Source organism: Microbacterium sp. LRZ72, assembly GCF_033792225.1.
Taxonomy (GTDB): domain Bacteria; phylum Actinomycetota; class Actinomycetes; order Actinomycetales; family Microbacteriaceae; genus Microbacterium.
The window spans coordinates 207,441-223,681 of sequence record NZ_JANGEX010000005.1 but is presented as its reverse complement, the minus strand read 5'-3'; the positions used below and the strand labels follow the sequence as shown (position 1 = coordinate 223,681).

The 16,241-nt window shown below is 69.0% G+C and carries 18 protein-coding genes; 8 read left to right on the top strand and 10 right to left on the bottom strand.

Annotated features, from left to right (window positions below):
- Nucleotides 1-2: 2 nt before the first annotated feature.
- Both M4I32_RS08095 and M4I32_RS08090 read right to left on the bottom strand, forming a co-directional pair.
- Entirely contained in the window at nucleotides 3-488 is a 486-nt protein-coding gene (locus tag M4I32_RS08095; protein WP_319033971.1) for an IS3 family transposase, read from the bottom strand.
- Nucleotides 488-799, bottom strand: coding sequence for a transposase (locus M4I32_RS08090; RefSeq protein ID WP_319033970.1), 312 nt, complete (start codon nucleotides 797-799; stop codon nucleotides 488-490). Before M4I32_RS08090 ends, M4I32_RS08095 begins: the two co-directional genes overlap by 1 nt.
- On the opposite strand from M4I32_RS08090, the gene M4I32_RS08085 reads away from it, so the two are divergent.
- From M4I32_RS08085 to M4I32_RS08075, 3 genes are read left to right on the top strand one after another with little or no spacing between them, the layout of a single operon-like run.
- Nucleotides 798-1,607 (top strand): hypothetical protein, encoded by an 810-nt coding sequence (locus M4I32_RS08085; protein ID WP_319033969.1) that lies wholly within the window; start codon nucleotides 798-800, stop codon nucleotides 1,605-1,607. The genes M4I32_RS08090 and M4I32_RS08085 overlap by 2 nt on opposite strands.
- Before the next feature lie 49 nt (nucleotides 1,608-1,656).
- Entirely contained in the window at nucleotides 1,657-1,935 is a 279-nt protein-coding gene (locus M4I32_RS08080; RefSeq protein WP_319033968.1) for a type II toxin-antitoxin system RelE/ParE family toxin, read from the top strand.
- Nucleotides 1,935-2,240 carry a HigA family addiction module antitoxin gene (locus tag M4I32_RS08075; RefSeq protein ID WP_319033967.1) on the top strand — a complete coding sequence of 102 codons (306 nt, stop codon included), beginning with the start codon at nucleotides 1,935-1,937 and terminating at the stop codon, nucleotides 2,238-2,240. Before M4I32_RS08080 ends, M4I32_RS08075 begins: the two co-directional genes overlap by 1 nt.
- Nucleotides 2,241-2,575: 335 nt before the next feature.
- Here M4I32_RS08075 and M4I32_RS08070 read toward each other — a convergent pair whose 3' ends face one another.
- From M4I32_RS08070 to M4I32_RS08055, 4 genes are all read right to left on the bottom strand, one after another.
- On the bottom strand, nucleotides 2,576-3,790 hold the full coding sequence (locus tag M4I32_RS08070) for a Fic family protein (RefSeq protein ID WP_319033966.1): 1,215 nt from the start codon (nucleotides 3,788-3,790) through the stop codon (nucleotides 2,576-2,578).
- 150 nt (nucleotides 3,791-3,940) lie between these two features.
- Nucleotides 3,941-4,414, bottom strand: a complete 474-nt coding sequence (locus M4I32_RS08065) for a MarR family winged helix-turn-helix transcriptional regulator (RefSeq protein WP_319033965.1) — start codon at nucleotides 4,412-4,414, stop codon at nucleotides 3,941-3,943.
- 29 nt (nucleotides 4,415-4,443) lie between these two features.
- The gene (locus tag M4I32_RS08060) at nucleotides 4,444-5,580 is read right to left on the bottom strand and encodes an FAD-dependent oxidoreductase (RefSeq protein WP_319033964.1); all 1,137 of its coding nucleotides are present in this window, start codon (nucleotides 5,578-5,580) and stop codon (nucleotides 4,444-4,446) included.
- A 146-nt stretch (nucleotides 5,581-5,726) separates the two neighbouring features.
- Nucleotides 5,727-7,037, bottom strand: coding sequence for a malic enzyme-like NAD(P)-binding protein (locus tag M4I32_RS08055; protein WP_319033963.1), 1,311 nt, complete (start codon nucleotides 7,035-7,037; stop codon nucleotides 5,727-5,729).
- A gap of 111 nt (nucleotides 7,038-7,148) precedes the next feature.
- Between M4I32_RS08055 and M4I32_RS08050 the strand changes: the two genes are divergently transcribed.
- Nucleotides 7,149-7,904: a maleylpyruvate isomerase N-terminal domain-containing protein gene (locus M4I32_RS08050; RefSeq protein WP_319033962.1), complete on the top strand. Its 756-nt coding sequence runs from the start codon at nucleotides 7,149-7,151 to the stop codon at nucleotides 7,902-7,904.
- Nucleotides 7,905-8,058: 154 nt separating this feature from the next.
- Here M4I32_RS08050 and M4I32_RS08045 read toward each other — a convergent pair whose 3' ends face one another.
- Entirely contained in the window at nucleotides 8,059-9,795 is a 1,737-nt protein-coding gene (locus tag M4I32_RS08045; protein ID WP_319033961.1) for an asparaginase domain-containing protein, read from the bottom strand.
- Between the two features lie 197 nt (nucleotides 9,796-9,992).
- Here M4I32_RS08045 and M4I32_RS08040 point away from each other — a divergent pair, with 197 nt between their 5' ends.
- The 4 genes from M4I32_RS08040 (at nucleotide 9,993) to M4I32_RS08025 (ending at nucleotide 13,650) form a co-directional block, all read left to right on the top strand.
- A complete protein-coding gene (locus M4I32_RS08040; RefSeq protein WP_319033960.1) occupies nucleotides 9,993-11,447 on the top strand; it encodes an MFS transporter in 1,455 nt (484 codons plus the stop codon).
- Nucleotides 11,448-11,458: 11 nt separating this feature from the next.
- Nucleotides 11,459-11,953, top strand: coding sequence for a metallophosphoesterase family protein (locus M4I32_RS08035; protein WP_319033959.1), 495 nt, complete (start codon nucleotides 11,459-11,461; stop codon nucleotides 11,951-11,953).
- A gap of 103 nt (nucleotides 11,954-12,056) precedes the next feature.
- Complete coding sequence (locus M4I32_RS08030; RefSeq protein WP_319033958.1) at nucleotides 12,057-13,040, top strand: linear amide C-N hydrolase; 984 nt, start codon at nucleotides 12,057-12,059, stop codon at nucleotides 13,038-13,040.
- Nucleotides 13,041-13,083: 43 nt separating this feature from the next.
- A complete protein-coding gene (locus M4I32_RS08025; protein ID WP_319033957.1) occupies nucleotides 13,084-13,650 on the top strand; it encodes a YaeQ family protein in 567 nt (188 codons plus the stop codon).
- On the opposite strand, the gene M4I32_RS08020 is transcribed toward M4I32_RS08025, so the two are convergent.
- From M4I32_RS08020 to M4I32_RS08010, 3 genes are all read right to left on the bottom strand, one after another.
- Complete coding sequence (locus M4I32_RS08020; protein ID WP_319033956.1) at nucleotides 13,637-13,780, bottom strand: hypothetical protein; 144 nt, start codon at nucleotides 13,778-13,780, stop codon at nucleotides 13,637-13,639. The two genes, M4I32_RS08025 and M4I32_RS08020, sit on opposite strands and share 14 nt — an antisense overlap.
- Nucleotides 13,781-13,891: 111 nt before the next feature.
- A complete protein-coding gene (locus M4I32_RS08015) occupies nucleotides 13,892-15,577 on the bottom strand; it encodes an MDR family MFS transporter (protein WP_319033955.1) in 1,686 nt (561 codons plus the stop codon).
- Between the two features lie 30 nt (nucleotides 15,578-15,607).
- On the bottom strand, nucleotides 15,608-16,201 hold the full coding sequence (locus tag M4I32_RS08010; protein WP_319033954.1) for a helix-turn-helix domain-containing protein: 594 nt from the start codon (nucleotides 16,199-16,201) through the stop codon (nucleotides 15,608-15,610).
- Between the last annotated feature and the right edge of the window lie 40 nt (nucleotides 16,202-16,241).

The following is a 16,241-nucleotide window of genomic DNA, read 5'->3' as shown; positions in this document are numbered from 1 at the left end:
TATCACACGCCTGCTGCGACAGGCGTCGAGCGGTGTCCTTTCACCACCGCAAGGTTCAAGAGCGCCTCGTGGCGCTCGATGTCCGTGAGCCACAACGCATTCGGCCGGTCGGCGGTGAACACGCGCTGCACGTGGTCGTCGTGGACGGCGGGGCCTGGCCGGCGGTGCTTCTTCCGACCTTTGCGGCGGTGCGCAGCGGAGAACATGCCCTCCTGAGAGCACACCCGCCACACCCGCCGCTCCGACACCGCCCACCCGTCGTCGATGAGTTCGTCAGCGACGAGCCGGTACCCCTGGCAGCGATCTTCGTCCCACACGTCCCGGGCGGCGTTGATCAGATACGCCTCCTCGAGATCACGCTCGCTGACGGGCCGGCGCAGCCACTGGTAATACGCCTGCTTGGAGAAGCCGAGCACCCTGCACGCCACCGCGACCGACACCCGCACAGGGGTATCGGCCGCGGCCAGTTCACGGACGAGCGGGAACACTATTTTGGGGACGCCGACCCGAGCTTCAGGTTCGCCTGCGACAGATATGCCGATGCCTTCCGGAGCACCTCGTTCTCCATCTCCAGCTCACGGATCCGCTTCAGCATCTTCGCCTGCTCACGCTGCGCATCCCGGTCACCGGTGGCGGCGGGCGCGATCCCACGACCGGCGAGTTCAGCGTTGCGGACCCAGGACTGCAGCGCTGACTTCGAAATCCCCATATCCGCGCACACCTGCTTTTGCGACATTCCCTGCGTGAGCACGAGCGCGACCGCATCGCGCTTGAACTCCTCCGAATACTTCACCGGCATGACAGCCATCCTTTCCCGCCCGATCCCTCAGATCAAAGCAGTCCCGGAGTCAACCGAACCATCAGCATTCCCAGCCGGACCAGGCGTCCGGACAACCGTCGCTGATGCCATAAGCGATGCATTCGCGCGCTGGGATCGCTCGCATCTGTCCGTATTCACCCTTGCCGACGGTCGGGTGGTCACGGATGAGGAGACGGGCGCCGAGATGGCGACATCCGCCTTCGGGCCTCTCGTCGTGCCCGTCGATATGGCAAAGGCCAAGGTCACGCGACTGTTGGTGCCGGGTGATGAGTTGCAGTTCACCTTCGATCTCGGAGACAACTGGACCCACCGATGCGTGGTCGGTGACGAGAAGATCGATCCGATCGAGGTGCTGGGCATCCGCCCCGACTCCCCGCTGCCCTACTGGGGGAGGGGAGAGATTCCCGACCAGTACGGACGAGGTTGGGCCGACGACGATGGAGAGAGCCGGGCACCGATCGCACCCACGCAGCCGCACCCGATGCGTCTCGATGCCTGGCCTCCGCCTGACAAGGTGCCCGCACTCGACCTCGATGAAGTTCGCCGAACGATCGCGGCGGCCGATGCCACCGGCTTCCTCACGGCAGTCGCGGGACGCGAGGTCGATGACGTGCTGCACGACGTCGCGCAAGGGCTGGCGATGGCGCTGGAACAGCGGCGGAAGGATGCCGAGCCGATCGCGCTGTCGGTCATCAACCGGCTTACCTGGCGCGGCGCGGCCGATGACAGGGCGCTCGCCGATGACCTGGTGGCCCGGCTGCGCCGAGGGCCGCGACAAAGCGAGTGACGCGTGAATCAGTCGCGTTGCGTGATGCGCAGCATGCTATACTTGGGGGGTGATCAAGTCCTTCCGACACAAGGGCTTGCGAGCACTGTATGAGTCGGGGAGTGCCGCGGGCGTACAGCCACATCACGCGAAGCGACTGCGGATGCAACTCGCCGCCCTCGACACCGCGCACTCGATCGACGACGTCGACATCCCCGGGTTCCGACTCCATCCGCTGAAAGGCGGAATGGCGGGCCGGTGGTCGATCATGGTGAACGGCAATTGGCGGGTGACGTTCGAGTTCCGTGAAGGGAACGCATACGTCTTGGACTACGAGGACTATCACTGATGAGCGAGCTGAAGCCGATGCACAACCCGCCGCACCCCGGCGAGTTCATCTCCGACGTGTACCTCGAGCCGTTCGGCCTGAGCGGCCGCGAGCTTGCCAAGCAGCTGGATGTCGCGCCCTCGACGCTCAGTCGAGTGCTCAGCGGCGCGAGTCGAGTGACGCCGGAGATGGCGTTGCGGCTGTCGCGTGCGCTGGGACGCAGCGCGGAGAGTTGGCTCTCCATGCAAGACGCCCACGACCTCTGGATCGCACGCGGCACCCTCGACCTCGGCCGGGTCCACAAACTCGAGCTCGCCTCCGCCTGACTCCCACGGCAGACGCCGGGCCGAAGGGCGTGGCAACACAGTGGCAACAATTGAACCGAATCGAACACGATCGAGCCGGATGATGGGGCGGCCTGACCTGAGTAGATTCAACGATTCCACGCTGAGGCAACCGCGCGACACGTCGACGCGATGAGTTCAAATCCCACCGTCACCGCCATTTTCGAGTCCCGTCTCAGCCTGATTCAATCAGGTGGGGCGGGACTCGTTCCATTTCGTCGCCCTGCAGGTGGGACCGCAGCGTTGCCGATCGGGTTCTCACCCACCGTGCCCATCATGAACCGCGCCCGGTGTCTTCTCGAAGATCCACTCGCGCATCAGTCCTGCTTTCCTCCGTGCATGGCTGCGTGGATGCGGCGGTCAAGATCGTCGAGCTCGGCCATCACTTCGGATGCCGCCCAGACGCGGTCCTTCTTGCGCCCGGTGATCTCCTCGATGAAGGCGGCGCCGACCAGCTGGTCGATCGCCCTGTAGGCGGCCGTGGGGGAACCGGCTGCGGCTTCGATCTCGACGGTGCTCATGACGGGGTGGTCGTGGAACGCCTGGATGAGAGCAGCTGCCGCGGAATTCGCGCGTGGCTTCAGCTCTGCAGCCCAGAGTTCGGGCATGGCCTTCAGGTGGGCGATGGTCTCGCGGGAGCATTCGGCGGCCGCGCGCGCGGAGAGCGCGAACAGGTCGATGAGCGGTGCAGGGTCGCCGAGTCGATGGGAACCGAGGGCGGCGAAGTAGTCGTCGCGGCGGGCGAGCAGACCGCTGGCGAGGGGGACCACCGCGTTTCGGGTGACGCCTCGACGCCGCAGCAGGGCGGAGACGAGAGCGCGGCCGATGCGGCCGTTGCCGTCAGTGAAGGCGTGGATGGACTCGAACTGGGCGTGACCGATCGCGGCCTGCGTCATCACGGGCACGTCGTCCCGGTTGAGGTAGGCGATGAGGTCGTCCATCAGCGTGGGCACGCGCTCGGGTGACGGGGGAACGTGGAGTGCGCCCCGAGGGGAGTGGTCGCTGCCGCCGATCCAGTTCTGCATGTCGCGGAGGCGACCGGCGTAGTCGGCTTCCTGGAGGTCGTCGACCATGAGCGCATGGTGGGCGCTCAGGAGATAATCGAGCTCGAAGCGACCGCTTTCACCGACCTTGGTGATCAGCTCGTGGAGTGCGGCGGAAGCTGCGACCATGCGGGTGGCGGAGGTGTTGCCCTTGTTGCCGGCCAGTGCTTTGGCGTAGTCGCGGGCGGAAGCGTCGATGCGCTCGATCTTCGACGAGGCGGCTGACTCGGAGCGGACCATGAAGCGGCTGAGGGCGGCGGAGTGCCCCTCGGCGTCGGTGTCGGCCTGGGCGACAGCCAGCAGTGCGCGCTCGGTGTGGAGCATCACTTTCAGCGGCGGCATGTAGTCGAGCTCGCGGATGAACGGCGGGATGCTCGCATCCACCGACCGCATCATCCGGTCTTCACGGGTGCCACCACGAACCTGCTGCTGCCAGGGGAGCGCCTCGATACCGTGGGGCGGCCACCGCAAGATCCGCTCTTCGCCCATAACCGCTAGTTTATCCGCGCAAATCCCCATTTAGGATATATGAACGGTTATTTGCCGGAGCAAGTTGCCGAGTATGCCGGTCCGATGTTACGGAGCCACTTGCGCGACTGACGTGCGGGGTCGGCCTGTTCAGCGGCTCGAATCGTTCGGTCACCGCGCCGACGACAATCGCGCGTGCACGGCGCGGAGCGCACCGAGTGCGGCTTCGAGCGCGTCGCGCTGCGCGGGGTCGAGCCCGGCGATCGCCTCGTCGACCGGATGCCGCCACGCGTCCGAGATCGCGCGATGCTCCTCGAGACCGAAGGCCGTGGGCCGGATGTGCGACACCCGGCGGTCACCGGCATCCTTCTCTCGCGTGATGAGACCCCGCTGGGTCAGTGAGCGGAGCGCGGCGCTGACGTTCGGCTGACGCAGTCCGAGGGTTGCGACGAGCTCGCCGACGGTCGAGCCGGGGGCGTCGACGATCTGCTTGAGGAGGGCGACCTCAGTCGTGGGGATGGGGCCGCCGCCGGCGCGTTCGGGGGAGTGCCGGTGGATCGTCCATGCCAGTTCCCGCAACTCGACGCTCACCTCGGAGCGGGGTGCGTCCGCCGCGGACGCAGGATCGGGGGAGGTGGTCGCCATCGCAGGTCAGTTTAGGCGGAGCCGCCCGGTCAGAACGGCTGTGCCAGCACCGTGAGCACGTGGTTGGTCGCACCGATGTTGTCGAAATCGGGCAGCAGGCCCTTCTCCCAATCGCCGATCGCCAGGCAGGTGTCGACGACGAGCTTGCAGCGCTCGTACCGCCGCGCCGTGTACTCGGCGAACGCGGCCTCGTGGTCGTCGTGGGCGGCGAGGGTCTCGGCCAGCACGACCCCGTCTTCGATCGCCTGGGCCGCGCCCTGACCGAGGTGGGGTGTCACGGTGTGCACCGCGTCGCCGACCAGCACGACGCGCCCCTTGTGCCAGGGGGCCGCAGCGATCAGCGACTCCTCGGGTCGGAGCACGATGTCATCGTCCGCGACGTTCACGAGGTACTCGTCACGCACCCGTCCGGTCAGCCCGCCGTAGTGCGCGATGTGTCCCAGCAGCGCCTCCTTCAGATGCCCGCGCGGCGGACGCGCGTCGCGCGCCATCTCGGCGTTGTAGAAGAAATACGCCAGGTCGGGTCCGATGGGCACGAAGCCCGCCATGCCCTGCCGGCTCGCCTGCAGCACGATGCGGTCGATCTCGGGGGTGCGCGGCACATTCACACGGAACGCCGACTGGCCGATGTAGTGCGGTTCGATCTCGGCGCCCAGCACGTGGCGTCGCACCTGCGAGCGCACGCCGTCGGCGCCGACGACGAGGTCGAAGCGCTCTGTGGTTCCGCCAGGAAAGCGCACGGTGACGCCGGCGGCATCCGCTTCGAGGTCTTCGAACGTGGTCGAGTATCTGATGTCGACGCCGACCTCGTTCGCGCGCGAGGTCAGGATCTGGTGCAGGTGCGGGCGGGTGACGCCGTTCATCGGCGGAAAGTCGGACCCCTCGATCAGGGTGCCGGGCATGTCGCGCAGAAAGTTGCCGTCGGCGTCGTACATGCTCCCCCAGGCCGCCGCACCGTATCCGGCATCGAGGCACGCCTGCGCGCAGCCGATCGCGTCGAGGGCGCGGAGGGCGTTCGCCGGCTGGATGATGCCGACGCCGAAGACCGAGGAGTGCAGGTCGGCCTGCTTCTCGATGACCGTGACGTCGTTGCCGGTCGACTGAAGGGCGATGGCCGTGGCCAGACCGCCGATGCCGCCGCCGACGACCAGGATGCTGCTGCTCATTGTTCTCCGCCTCTACGCCGTTGGGGCCGCCGGGCCTCGTCGCTCCGGCTGCCGACGCAACGCTAGCGCCGGGCTCGAGCGCCCACATCCGCGGAGCATGAAACATATGGATGCATATATATGCAGCCATATCCGCGTGGCGCGGGTCACGCGGTGACAGCGACCGCCTCGTTGCGCCGCGGCGGCGCGCCGAGCCGGATGTCGGCCAGGCTCTCGAGCGGATAGTGCGCCGGGTAGGGAAGGGTGGCCACCCCGGAATCGATCGCGGCCCGGGCGACGGCCGACGACACGGCCCCGAGCAGGCGCGGGTCGAGGGGTTTGGGCAGGATGTAGCCGGGGCCGAAGGCGAAGCGTTCGCCGCCGTAGGCCTGGCACACCTCTCCGGGCACGGGAAGGCGGGCGAGGTCGCGGATGGCCTCGACGGCGGCGAACTTCATCTCGTCGGTGATCGTCGTCGCACGCACGTCGAGTGCGCCGCGGAAGATGAAGGGGAACCCGATCACGTTGTTGACCTGGTTCTCGAAGTCGCTGCGTCCGGTGGCGACGATGACGTCGTCGCGGGTGGCGTGGGCGACCGAGGGCAGGATCTCGGGGTCGGGGTTCGCGAGGGCGAACACGACCGGGTTGTCGGCCATGGTCCGCAGCAGGTCCGGTGTCAGCATCTCGGGCGCGGAGACTCCGATGAAGACGTCGGCGCCGTCGATCGCGTCCGCCAGCGAGCGGTGGTGCGTGTCGCGCGCGAAGGCCCGCTTGTGGGGGCTGAGGTCCTCTCGGCCGTGGTGGATCACCCCGCTGCGGTCGAGCAGGGCGATCTTCTGGGGATCGGCGCCGAGGCCGGTGAGCATCTTCAGCGTGGCGATGCCGGCGGCGCCCGCGCCCACGCAGACGATCCGCACATCGGACAGGGACCGGTTCTGCAGCTCCAGCGCGTTCAGAAGCGCAGCCGCGACGGTCACGGCGGTGCCGTGCTGGTCGTCGTGGAAGACCGGGATGTCGCACCGTTCGATCAGTCGCCGTTCGATCTCGAAGCAGGCCGGCGCAGCGATGTCCTCGAGGTTGATCCCGCCGAAGGTCGGCGAGATCGCGGCGACGGTGTCGACGAAGCGGTCGACGTCGGTCTCGTCCACCTCGATGTCGAACACGTCGACGCCCCCGAAATGGCGGAAGAGCACCCCCTTGCCCTCCATCACCGGCTTGCTCGCCAGCCCGCCGAGATCACCCAGCCCGAGGATCGCGGTGCCGTTGCTGATCACGGCGACCAGATTGCCCTTGTTCGTGTAGCGGTAGGCGTCGGCGGGCTCCTCCGCGATCGCACGTACGGGCTCGGCGACGCCGGGGCTGTACGCGAGCGAGAGGTCGCGCGCGGTTGCGGTGGGCTTGGTGAGCTCGACGCTCAGCTTTCCGGGCCGGGGCCACTCGTGGTACTCGAGCGCATCGCGGATCTGGTCAGATGACATTGATCACTCCTTGGGGGCGGACGGCCCCGAGCGTAGGGCGAGCGGACGCCGCGCGTCAGCGTGCGTGCGGTTCAGCTTTGCGTGCGAGCGCGCGCCGCTACACTCGCCCACGTGGTCACCGAGGGCACGCGCGGCGAACGAGTCGATGCCGTTGCGCGCGTGACAGCCGCGTTCGCGGCGGAGATCGACCTGCATGATCCCCGGGCTGCCATCTCGTGGGCCCGATGGCCCGATGTGCACGCGTTGGTCGAACATCTCGGCGCCATTCACCGCTGGGTGGCGCAGGTCCTTCTCACCGGGGCGGCAGCGCCACGGGACTCGTACTCCCCGCCCCCTGCCGGGGGTCTCCGCGCGTGGTACGAGGAGGGGCGCACCGCGTTGCTCGATGCCCTCGACGCGGTCGACCCGGCGACGTCCTGCTGGATCCTGGGCGATCGGGTGGGGATAGCGTCGTTCTGGGGCCGACGGATGGTGTTCGAATCGGTCAAGCACCTCACGGACATCCGCGCCGCGGGCGGTGGTCCTTGGCGAACAGCCGAGGAGCTGCGTGCCGCCGACTACGCGGACGGGATCGACGAACTGTTCTCGGAGTTCCTTCCGCGATCGCGACCCGATCTGGGGATGCTGCCCGGGCCGGTGCTTCTGCGGGCCACAGACATCGACCGCAACTGGGGCGTATCCCGCGACTGGACCGTGGGGGCCCAGACCGAGGCTGCGCCGGACGCGGCGTACGTCGAGGCGCGCGCGGGTGACCTCGCGCTGTTCGTCTGGGAACGCGCCGACCCTCTCCGCGACCCCGCGAGGTTCCGCGTGAGCGGAGACGCGCGGGCGGTCGCCGCGCTCCAGTCGGCGGCAATCCACCCCTGATTCTCGCTGCGGCTGCACTTTTCGCCCGGGGCGCCATGAATCCCTGGCGCCCCGGCCGAAAAGTGCAGCCGCAACGGGTGGTCGGCCCGCGGATGCCGCACGGACGGCCGCAGCGGGTGGTCGGCATCGCGGATGCCGCACGGCGCGCGGGTCGTCAGTGCGTGTCGAAGACCCACTGATACTCGGCGACCCGCGCGTGGATCGCATCCCACTCCGCCGGAGTCGGCGCCGCGGGGTCGGCGGCGGGCGGCAGTGAGCCGAACCGCAGCAGGCACGCCATCAGCAGCAGCCGGGCCTTCGTCGCCGTCAGGTTGCTGCCTTTCACGAACTCCGGCCCGGGGCCGCCGCCGACCATTCCCTCGGCGTTCCCGCGCGTGACACACACCACCGGCATCCCGCGCAGCACCGCGTGCCGCAGCGCGGCGGTCTCGGACTCGTTGCCGATCCCGAAGGGTGCCATGCCCTCGAGCACGAAGCCGGCGAGCGGGAAGGTCGCCAGGTTCTTCTCGACCCGCGCCCGGATCTCGACCTGCATCGCCGCGCTGTCGGAGAAGTCGTCCATGCCGTAGCGGGCATACTTGACGAAAGTCACCTTGGGGATCGCTGACTCGACGAGCAGGCCCTCGTCGTCCTTCACCTTCACCTCGACCTCAGCGGCGCCCTCCGCCGACCCGCGCACGCCGGATGCCGTCGCCGGCAGCTCGCGCAGGTTCACCGCCGAGCGGTGGGTATGCCGCTTCACCGGCCGATACGTCAGCATCGGGTCACCGGGTGCGCCGATCGTGCCGACGATGCCGCCGTGCCCGCCCGTCGCCGTGAACCCGCCCGGCCGGGCATCGGCTTTCTGCGCATCCCGCGCAGCGAAGATCTGCTCGTCCTGCACGAGCACCACGCCGACCGCATCCGCACCGTCGGCATCCGACCAGATCCGTGACCGGATGTAGGCCACGCCGTCGACCAGGTTGCGGTCGCCGTCGTTGCTGAGCGCGCCGTGGGGTCGTTGCGAGGCGACGCAGGCGACCGGCACCCGGGTGTCGATCAGCAGGTTGAGCCAGTACGCCGTCTCTTCGATGTTGGCGCTGTCCTCCAGCCACATCGCGGCGTCGTGATCGCCGGCATCGAGCGTGGACTGAACCGTGTTGGTGAGCCGCGCGAGCGTGGCCATCGCCGGCGCGTGCGCGAGGTGGTACGGGCGGTAGCCGAAGAAGTCCTCGCCCCGCTGCTCCGGCGGGATGTCGCCCTCACCGGCATCCGTTCGACGCTCTGACGGCAGCCCGTTGACGTACCCGCCCGACGGCGCGGCCCGCACGAAGTCGTACCGTGCCTTCGAGGCGAGCATGTTGTTCTGGCCCCGGTGGTCGAGGCCGAACCGGTCGATCTCCTCGAAGATGCGGGAGGCATCCGGGTAGAACGTCTGCCTGCTCTCTGCGGCTGCACTGAGGGGCTCGATCCCCTCCTGCTCCCATGCGGTGCCCTCGCGCGTGCGCGCCATGTACGGCAGCGCGAACAACCCGTCCTCGGGGCCGATGGTGACCTCGTAGACGGGTACGTCGGCCGTGCCCGTGCGCTCGGTCGTGAACTCGCCCGCTGCGGTGAGATACCCGTCCGGCGGCGCGTACAGATCCGCGGCGTCGGGCTCGAGGGGGTGCGCGCTGTACGCCTCGACGTAGACGGTCACCGGTGCGGCCAGGCGCTGCGGACGCACGATGTCGTGCCTCGGCGCCGTGCCGTCCGGGTTGCGGCGGGGTCGCAGGCCGTACTTGCGGCGCGCGAGGTCGCTGGTGACGAGCGGCTCACTGTTCTGCACCGTCGCGTTCGCGCCGCTGAAGACGACGACGCGAGGCAGCTGGTCGGTGGGCATCGGTGACAGGGCGGGTGCGTCAGAGGCCATGATCCAGTCAAGCACGCCCTGCCGACGCTCGAACCGCCGCGCCTGCTCGGCTGTGGCGGTTTGGGCGATGCCATAGCCACGAATGCCGGTAGACTGCATGCGCTCGGCACCAGTGCCGAGGTGGTCGACGGGCAGTGGTCCCGCCGGTCCGAGGCTTGAAACCTCCGGTTCCTTCATCAGACTCCGGAGGTCTTCTCATGTCTGCGACCGTTTCCGCACGCAAGCGATGGTGGGCGCTCGCCGTCCTCTCGCTCACCCAGCTGGTCGTCGTCCTCGACGGCACGATCGTCACGATCGCTCTGCCGCAGGCGCAGTTCGAGCTCGAGCTGACCGACGTGCAGCGTCAGTGGGTCGTCACCGCGTACGCGCTCGCATTCGGGGCGCTGCTGCTGCTCGGCGGCCGCATCGCGGACTACTGGGGGCGCAAGCGCACCTACCTCGTGGGCATGGTCGGGTTCGGTCTCGCGTCCGCCTACGGCGGGCTCGCGCAGAGCGGCGTGGAGCTGATCGTCGCCCGCGGGCTGCAGGGCGTGTTCGCCGCGATGCTCGCGCCCGCCGCGCTGGCGCTCGTGGCGGTCACGTTCCCGACGGGGCGCGACCGCAACATCGCGTTCGCGATCTTCGGCACGGTCGCCGGTGCCGGTGCGGCGGTCGGGCTCGTGCTCGGCGGCGTGCTCACCGAGTTCGCCGACTGGCGATGGTGCCTGCTGGTCAACGTCTTCTTCGTCGTCATCGGGGTGATCGGCGCCCTGGTTCTGCTGAGCGAGAGCAAAGCCGACGGCGACAACCGCTACGACTGGCCGGGCGCGGTCGTCGTGACGCTCGGGCTCGGCGCCGTGGTCTATGGCTTCAGTCTCGCCGAGACGGGCTGGGGCAGTCCGTGGACGATCGGGTTCCTCGCGGCCGGCGTGCTGCTGCTGGCGCTGTTCGTTGTCATCGAATCCCGGGGCTCGCAGCCCCTGCTGCCGCTGCGCATCGTCACCGACCGCGTGCGCGGGGGCGCCTTGCTGATCCAGGCCGTCGCCGGCAGTGTCATCATCGGCGCGACGCTGTACGTGACGCTGCACCTTCAGGTCGTGCTCGGCATGAGCGCGCTCTGGGCGGGCCTGGCGAGCCTTCCGATCCCGCTCGTGAGCGTGCTGCTGGCGCCGCTCGTGACGCGGATGCTGTCGCGTGTCGGCCCGCGTCCGCTGCTGATCACCGGACCGCTGATCGTGGCGGCCGCCCTGCTCTACCTCTCGCGCATCACGGCGACGGGCACCTACGCGGTCGAGGTCCTCCCGGCCCTGCTCGTCATGGGGGTCGGGATGTCGCTGCTGTTCGTGCCGCTGCAGAACGTGGCGCTCTCGCGCGTGGCGGCGCACGACATGGGCGCCGCCTCGGCCACGGTGAACTCCGCGCTGCAGATCGGCGGGTCGGTCGGCCTCACCGTCTTCACGGCCGTGTACGCCGGTGCGCTCGGGGGATCGGGGCAGTCGGCGACACCCGCCGCGCTGGCCTCTGCCTACGGCGCGACGTTCGTCGCCGCCGCGATCGGCATGGTCGCGGCCGCCGTCATCGCCGTCGTGCTCGTGCGAGGAGCGAAGGAGGATCTGCTGCCCTCCGTCGCGCGCAAGGAGCACGGGCGCGAGCGGGAGCACGCCGCGGTCTAGCATGGCGACGCATGACGACACGACTGCTGCTGCTGGCCGACACGCACATCCCCGGTCGCGCGCGGCACCTGCCGGATGAGGTGCTGCACGCGGCCGACGCCGCCGACCTGGTGATCCACGCGGGGGACTGGGTCGCGGCATCCGTGCTCGACGAGCTGGCCGATCACGGCGAGGTACTCGGCGTCTACGGCAACAACGACGGCGACGATCTGCGCGAACGGCTCCCCGAGATCGCGCGCCGCGACATCGAGGGGGTGCGCATGGCGGTCGTGCACGAGACCGGCGACGCGCGCCGCCGTGAGAAGCGCATGGACGCCGCCTTTCCCGGCACCGATGTGCTGGTCTTCGGTCACAGCCACATCCCCTGGGACACCGTCACCGAGGCCGGGCTGCGCCTGCTCAACCCGGGCTCGCCGACCGATCGTCGCCGCCAGCCCCGCTGCACCATGATGACCGCGGTGGCGGATGCCGGTGTGCTGCGCGACGTCGCGCTGGTCCCGCTCTGAGGCGGGGCGCGACGCGCCGCCTGCGTGCCGTGCAACAGCGAGCACGCCCCGACAGACTGGGGGTGGGCGGCGGTCTCGCTCGCCCGGACGAAAGGGTTCTCAGATGTGCACACGGGTCGTCTACCTCGGAGAAGGTGACCGGGTGCTCACCGCGCGGTCGATGGACTGGAACGCCGACATCGGCACCAACCTGTGGGTCTTCCCGCGTGGGATGGAGCGGGACGGGGCGGCCGGCCCCCGATCGCTGACGTGGACCTCGCGCTACGGCAGCGTGATCGCGACCGGCTACGACATCTCGACCACCGACGGGATGAACGAGGCAGGCCTCGTCGCCAACGCGCTCTGGCTCGTGGAGTCGGAGTACCCGGCCGCCGACGACCCGCGTCCGGTGCTGTCGCTCAGCACATGGGCCCAGTACGTGCTCGACACCTTCGCGACGGTCGCCGAGGCGGTCGCCGCCCTCTCGTCCGAGCCGTTCACCGTTGTCACGATGGGCATCCCCGGGCAGCCACGCCAGGCCACCCTGCACCTGGCCGTCTCGGATCCGACGGGCGACAGCGCCATCTTCGAGTACCTCGACGGTCGGCTCACGGTGCATCACGACCGGTCGTACCAGGTGATGACCAACTCCCCGCCCTTCGACGATCAGCTCGCCATCAACGCGTACTGGCGCGACATCGGCGGCACGGTCATGCTGCCGGGCACCAACCGGGCCGCCGACCGCTACGTGCGGGCCGGCTTCTACATCAACGCGATCCCCCAGGTGGAGGACCAGGCGATCGCGACGGCCGCGGTGTTCGGAGTGATCCGCAACGCCTCGGTGCCCTACGGCATCACGACGCCCGATCAGCCGAACATCTCGTCGACCCTCTGGCGCACCGTGGCCGACCACAAGGCGCGGCGCTACTACTTCGACTCGGCGCTGTCCCCGAGTGTGATCTGGGTGGATCTGGATGAGCTGGACTTCGCCGAGGAGGCCTCGACCCGGCGCTTCGTCACCGGCGAGGGTGAGCCGTCGGGGGCCGCGGGCGACATCACCGACCGTTTCGAGACCGCCGAGCCGTTCCGCTTTCTCGGGCCCGAGTGAGCGGTTTCGGCGCGCGGGTCGGCGGCCCGTAGGCTCGAGCGCTATGGCAGCCGGCGCGACGATCCACACATTCACCGGGCATCTGGCCGATGTGGACCGCGGCGTGTACGACGAGATCGCGCTGCGCGTGGCGCGGCATCCGTCCGAGACCGACGCATTCATGCTCACGCGCGTGCTGGCCTACTGCCTGGAGTTCGAGGAGGGCATCGCCTTCAGCGAGGGGATCTCCGCGATCGACGAGCCTGCGGTGCTCGTGCGCGATCTCACGGGCCGGCTCACCGCCTGGATCGAGGTGGGCGCCCCGGATGCTGCGCGGCTGCACTACGGCAGCAAGCTCGCCGACCGCACGGCTGTCTACACGCACCGCGACCCGGCGAAGGTGGTCGCCGCCTGGACCGGCAAGACGATCCACCGTGCCGAGACGATCCGCGTGCGCAGCTTCGACCGGGGATTCGTGGATGCCGCGGCCGCGGCCCTCGAGCGACGCAACACCATCACGGTGTCGGTCACGGAGGGTCATCTCTATCTCGACCTGAACGGCGTGACGCTCAGTTCGAGCATTCATGAACGCTCCGCGACCGACGTGATGCCGGGAGCTACCGGTTCTTGATCTTCGTCACCGCGTCGCTCTCGATCCGGTTGTTCGCGGCCTTCTTGTCGGCCTTCGCGACGCGCTTCTCTTTGAGAGTCTTGGCGGCTGCGGTTTTTCCGCTTTCTTTACGTGTGGACTTGTCGCCCATGGTCGCGCTCCTTTGCGAGCCTCGGTGGCCCGCTCCTGCTGACGGTACACGTCGCGACTCGCAAGGAGCCGTGGAACATCCGTGTCGATGCCGGCATGCCGCCCACGCGGCTCACCTGGCCGTCTCGTCCTGCCGTCCAGAACCCGGCGCACCATCGGCGGATCCGGTCGGGGGTGCCGCCGCCGTGGACACTCGCCCGCGCTGCTGCGCCTCCAGCTGCTCGGCCTCCTCGCCGCCGACGGCCTCCCCCCGCGCGACAAGACCCGCGACGTCCGCGAGCGGAATGGGCTTCAGCACCATCGCGAGGATGAACGCCACGGCGAAGAACGGCAGCAGGTACCAGAACACGGGCGCGAGGGCATCGGCGTACGCAGCGACGATCCCGTCGCGCACCTCGTCCGGCAGCGCGTTCAGCGTCTGCGGATCGATCGTGGCGGTGGCGGTCGCGGCATCCTGCGCCGACGCCCCGGCCGCAGTGAAGACGGCGGTCAGGTTCTCGCTCAGGCGGCTGGTGAAGATGGCGCCGAAGACTGCGATGCCCAGCGCCGCACCCACCTCGCGGAAGTAGTTGTTCGTGCTCGTCGCCGTGCCGATCTGCGCCGCGGGCACGGCGTTCTGCGCGACAAGGACGATCACCTGCATGATCAACCCCAGGCCCGCGCCGAAGAAGAACAGGTACACGCAGATCAGCCAGATCGGGGTGTCGGCCCGCAGCGAGGTCATGGCGACCATCGCGGCGCCGGTCAGCAGCGTGCCGACGATGGGGAACAGCTTGTAGCGGCCGGTGCGGCTGATGAGGATGCCGGAGCCGATCGAGGTGAGCATCAGGCCCGCCATCATCGGCAGCATCAGCAGCCCGGATGCCGCGGCCGAGGTTCCCGACGACATCTGCAGGAACGTCGGCACGAAGGCGATCGCCGAGAACATGCCGATCCCCAGCGCCAGGCCGATGGCCGTCGCGTTGACGAAGACCGGGTTGCGGAACAGCGAGAGCGGGATGATCGGGTCTGCCGCGCGGCTCTCGGTCACGACGAACGCGACGACCGCGGCGAGCATGCCCGCGCCCCACGCCCACGTCTCCACGGCGCCCCAGCCGTGGGTGGAGTCGCCGCCGAAGTCGGTGAAGAAGATCAGGCACGTCGTCGCGAGCGAGAGGAAGACGACGCCGAGCACGTCGATCGGCGCCGTCGCCCGCTTGCTCGGCAGCGTCAGCGCGCCGACCGCGATGGCGAAGGCGGCCAGGCCGACGGGGATGTTGATCCAGAACGCCCACTGCCAGCTCATGTGGTCGACGAAGAACCCGCCCAGGAGGGGGCCGGCCACGGCGGACAGCCCGAAGACGGCCCCGAGCGGCCCGAGGTACTTGCCGCGCTCATTGGCGGGCACGATGTCGGCGATGATGGCCTGCGAGAGGATCATGAGGCCGCCGCCGCCGAGGCCCTGCATCGCGCGGAAGCTCACGAACATCCAGAAGTCCGTCGCGAGGGCGCACCCGACCGAGGCGAGAGTGAACAGCGCGATCGCGACGAGGAAGAGTCGGCGGCGCCCGAGCACGTCGCCGAACTTGCCGTAGATCGGCATGACGATCGTCGTCGCCAGCAGGTACGCCGTCGTGATCCACGCCTGATGCTCGACCCCGCCGAGTTCGCCGACGATCGTGGGCATCGCCGTCGAGACGATGGTCTGGTCGAGGCTGGCGAGCAGCATGCCGGCCAGCAGGGCGCCGAAGATGATCCAGATGCGCCGCTTGGTCAGCAGAAAGGGCGCGGCGGCGCTGGCGTCGGTGGTGGTGGACATGCTTTCCGATCGGTGAGGGGAGGAGATCCGTCAGGGGAGGAAGAGGCGGTGCGCGGCCTCGAGGCGGCGCAGAAAGAGGGTGCGGAAGACCTCGTCCGGCCCCTCGAAGTAATCGGTGACGGTCGGTCGCATCAGTGCGCCGAGCAGCTGCACGGCGACGGCGGCCCGGGGATCACCGGCATCCCAGCCCTGCCGTCTCTGCACGAGGACGATGTCGGCGCGCTCGTCCTCGGCGGTCAGATCGAGCAGGTGACGCACGAGACCGGGCTCCCGTTCGAAGGCGGCGGCGATGGCGGGCGCCTCGGCGGGACTCATGTCCATCCGCTCCCACCGCGCGATGTGCAGTTCGGCGAGAGCCTCGAGCAGCGCCGACGGCGAGGCGACGAAGGCGTCGTCGAGGTCGGAGGTGTCGGTGCGCAGGTGGATGCCGAGCACGGCGTTCTCTTTGGAGGCGAAGTAGTTGAAGAAGGTGCGACGAGAGACGCCGGCGAGCGCGCACACCTCCTCGACCGTGAAGCCCGAGAGCCCGCGTTCCGCGGTGAGTCGTCGTGCCTCCGCGCGCAGGCGGCGGGACGTCTCCGCGATGCGTCGCTCGCGAGGCGATTCGATTGCACTATCCGTCACAGAGTGCAGTATTGCACGATTGCGCGGATAGTGCAGAGGT

Coding starts and splice junctions, on each gene's coding strand:
- M4I32_RS08040 (WP_319033960.1), top strand. CDS start 9,993: ATGTCTGCGACCGTTTCCGCACGCAAGCGATGGTGGGCGCTCGCCGTC.
- M4I32_RS08075 (WP_319033967.1), top strand. CDS start 1,935: ATGAGCGAGCTGAAGCCGATGCACAACCCGCCGCACCCCGGCGAGTTC.
- M4I32_RS08090 (WP_319033970.1), bottom strand. CDS start 799: ATGCCGGTGAAGTATTCGGAGGAGTTCAAGCGCGATGCGGTCGCGCTC.
- M4I32_RS08065 (WP_319033965.1), bottom strand. CDS start 4,414: ATGGCGACCACCTCCCCCGATCCTGCGTCCGCGGCGGACGCACCCCGC.
- M4I32_RS08085 (WP_319033969.1), top strand. CDS start 798: ATGACAGCCATCCTTTCCCGCCCGATCCCTCAGATCAAAGCAGTCCCG.
- M4I32_RS08025 (WP_319033957.1), top strand. CDS start 13,084: ATGGCAGCCGGCGCGACGATCCACACATTCACCGGGCATCTGGCCGAT.
- M4I32_RS08055 (WP_319033963.1), bottom strand. CDS start 7,037: ATGTCATCTGACCAGATCCGCGATGCGCTCGAGTACCACGAGTGGCCC.
- M4I32_RS08070 (WP_319033966.1), bottom strand. CDS start 3,790: ATGGGCGAAGAGCGGATCTTGCGGTGGCCGCCCCACGGTATCGAGGCG.
- M4I32_RS08020 (WP_319033956.1), bottom strand. CDS start 13,780: ATGGGCGACAAGTCCACACGTAAAGAAAGCGGAAAAACCGCAGCCGCC.
- M4I32_RS08060 (WP_319033964.1), bottom strand. CDS start 5,580: ATGAGCAGCAGCATCCTGGTCGTCGGCGGCGGCATCGGCGGTCTGGCC.
- M4I32_RS08035 (WP_319033959.1), top strand. CDS start 11,459: ATGACGACACGACTGCTGCTGCTGGCCGACACGCACATCCCCGGTCGC.
- M4I32_RS08030 (WP_319033958.1), top strand. CDS start 12,057: ATGTGCACACGGGTCGTCTACCTCGGAGAAGGTGACCGGGTGCTCACC.
- M4I32_RS08045 (WP_319033961.1), bottom strand. CDS start 9,795: ATGGCCTCTGACGCACCCGCCCTGTCACCGATGCCCACCGACCAGCTG.
- M4I32_RS08015 (WP_319033955.1), bottom strand. CDS start 15,577: ATGTCCACCACCACCGACGCCAGCGCCGCCGCGCCCTTTCTGCTGACC.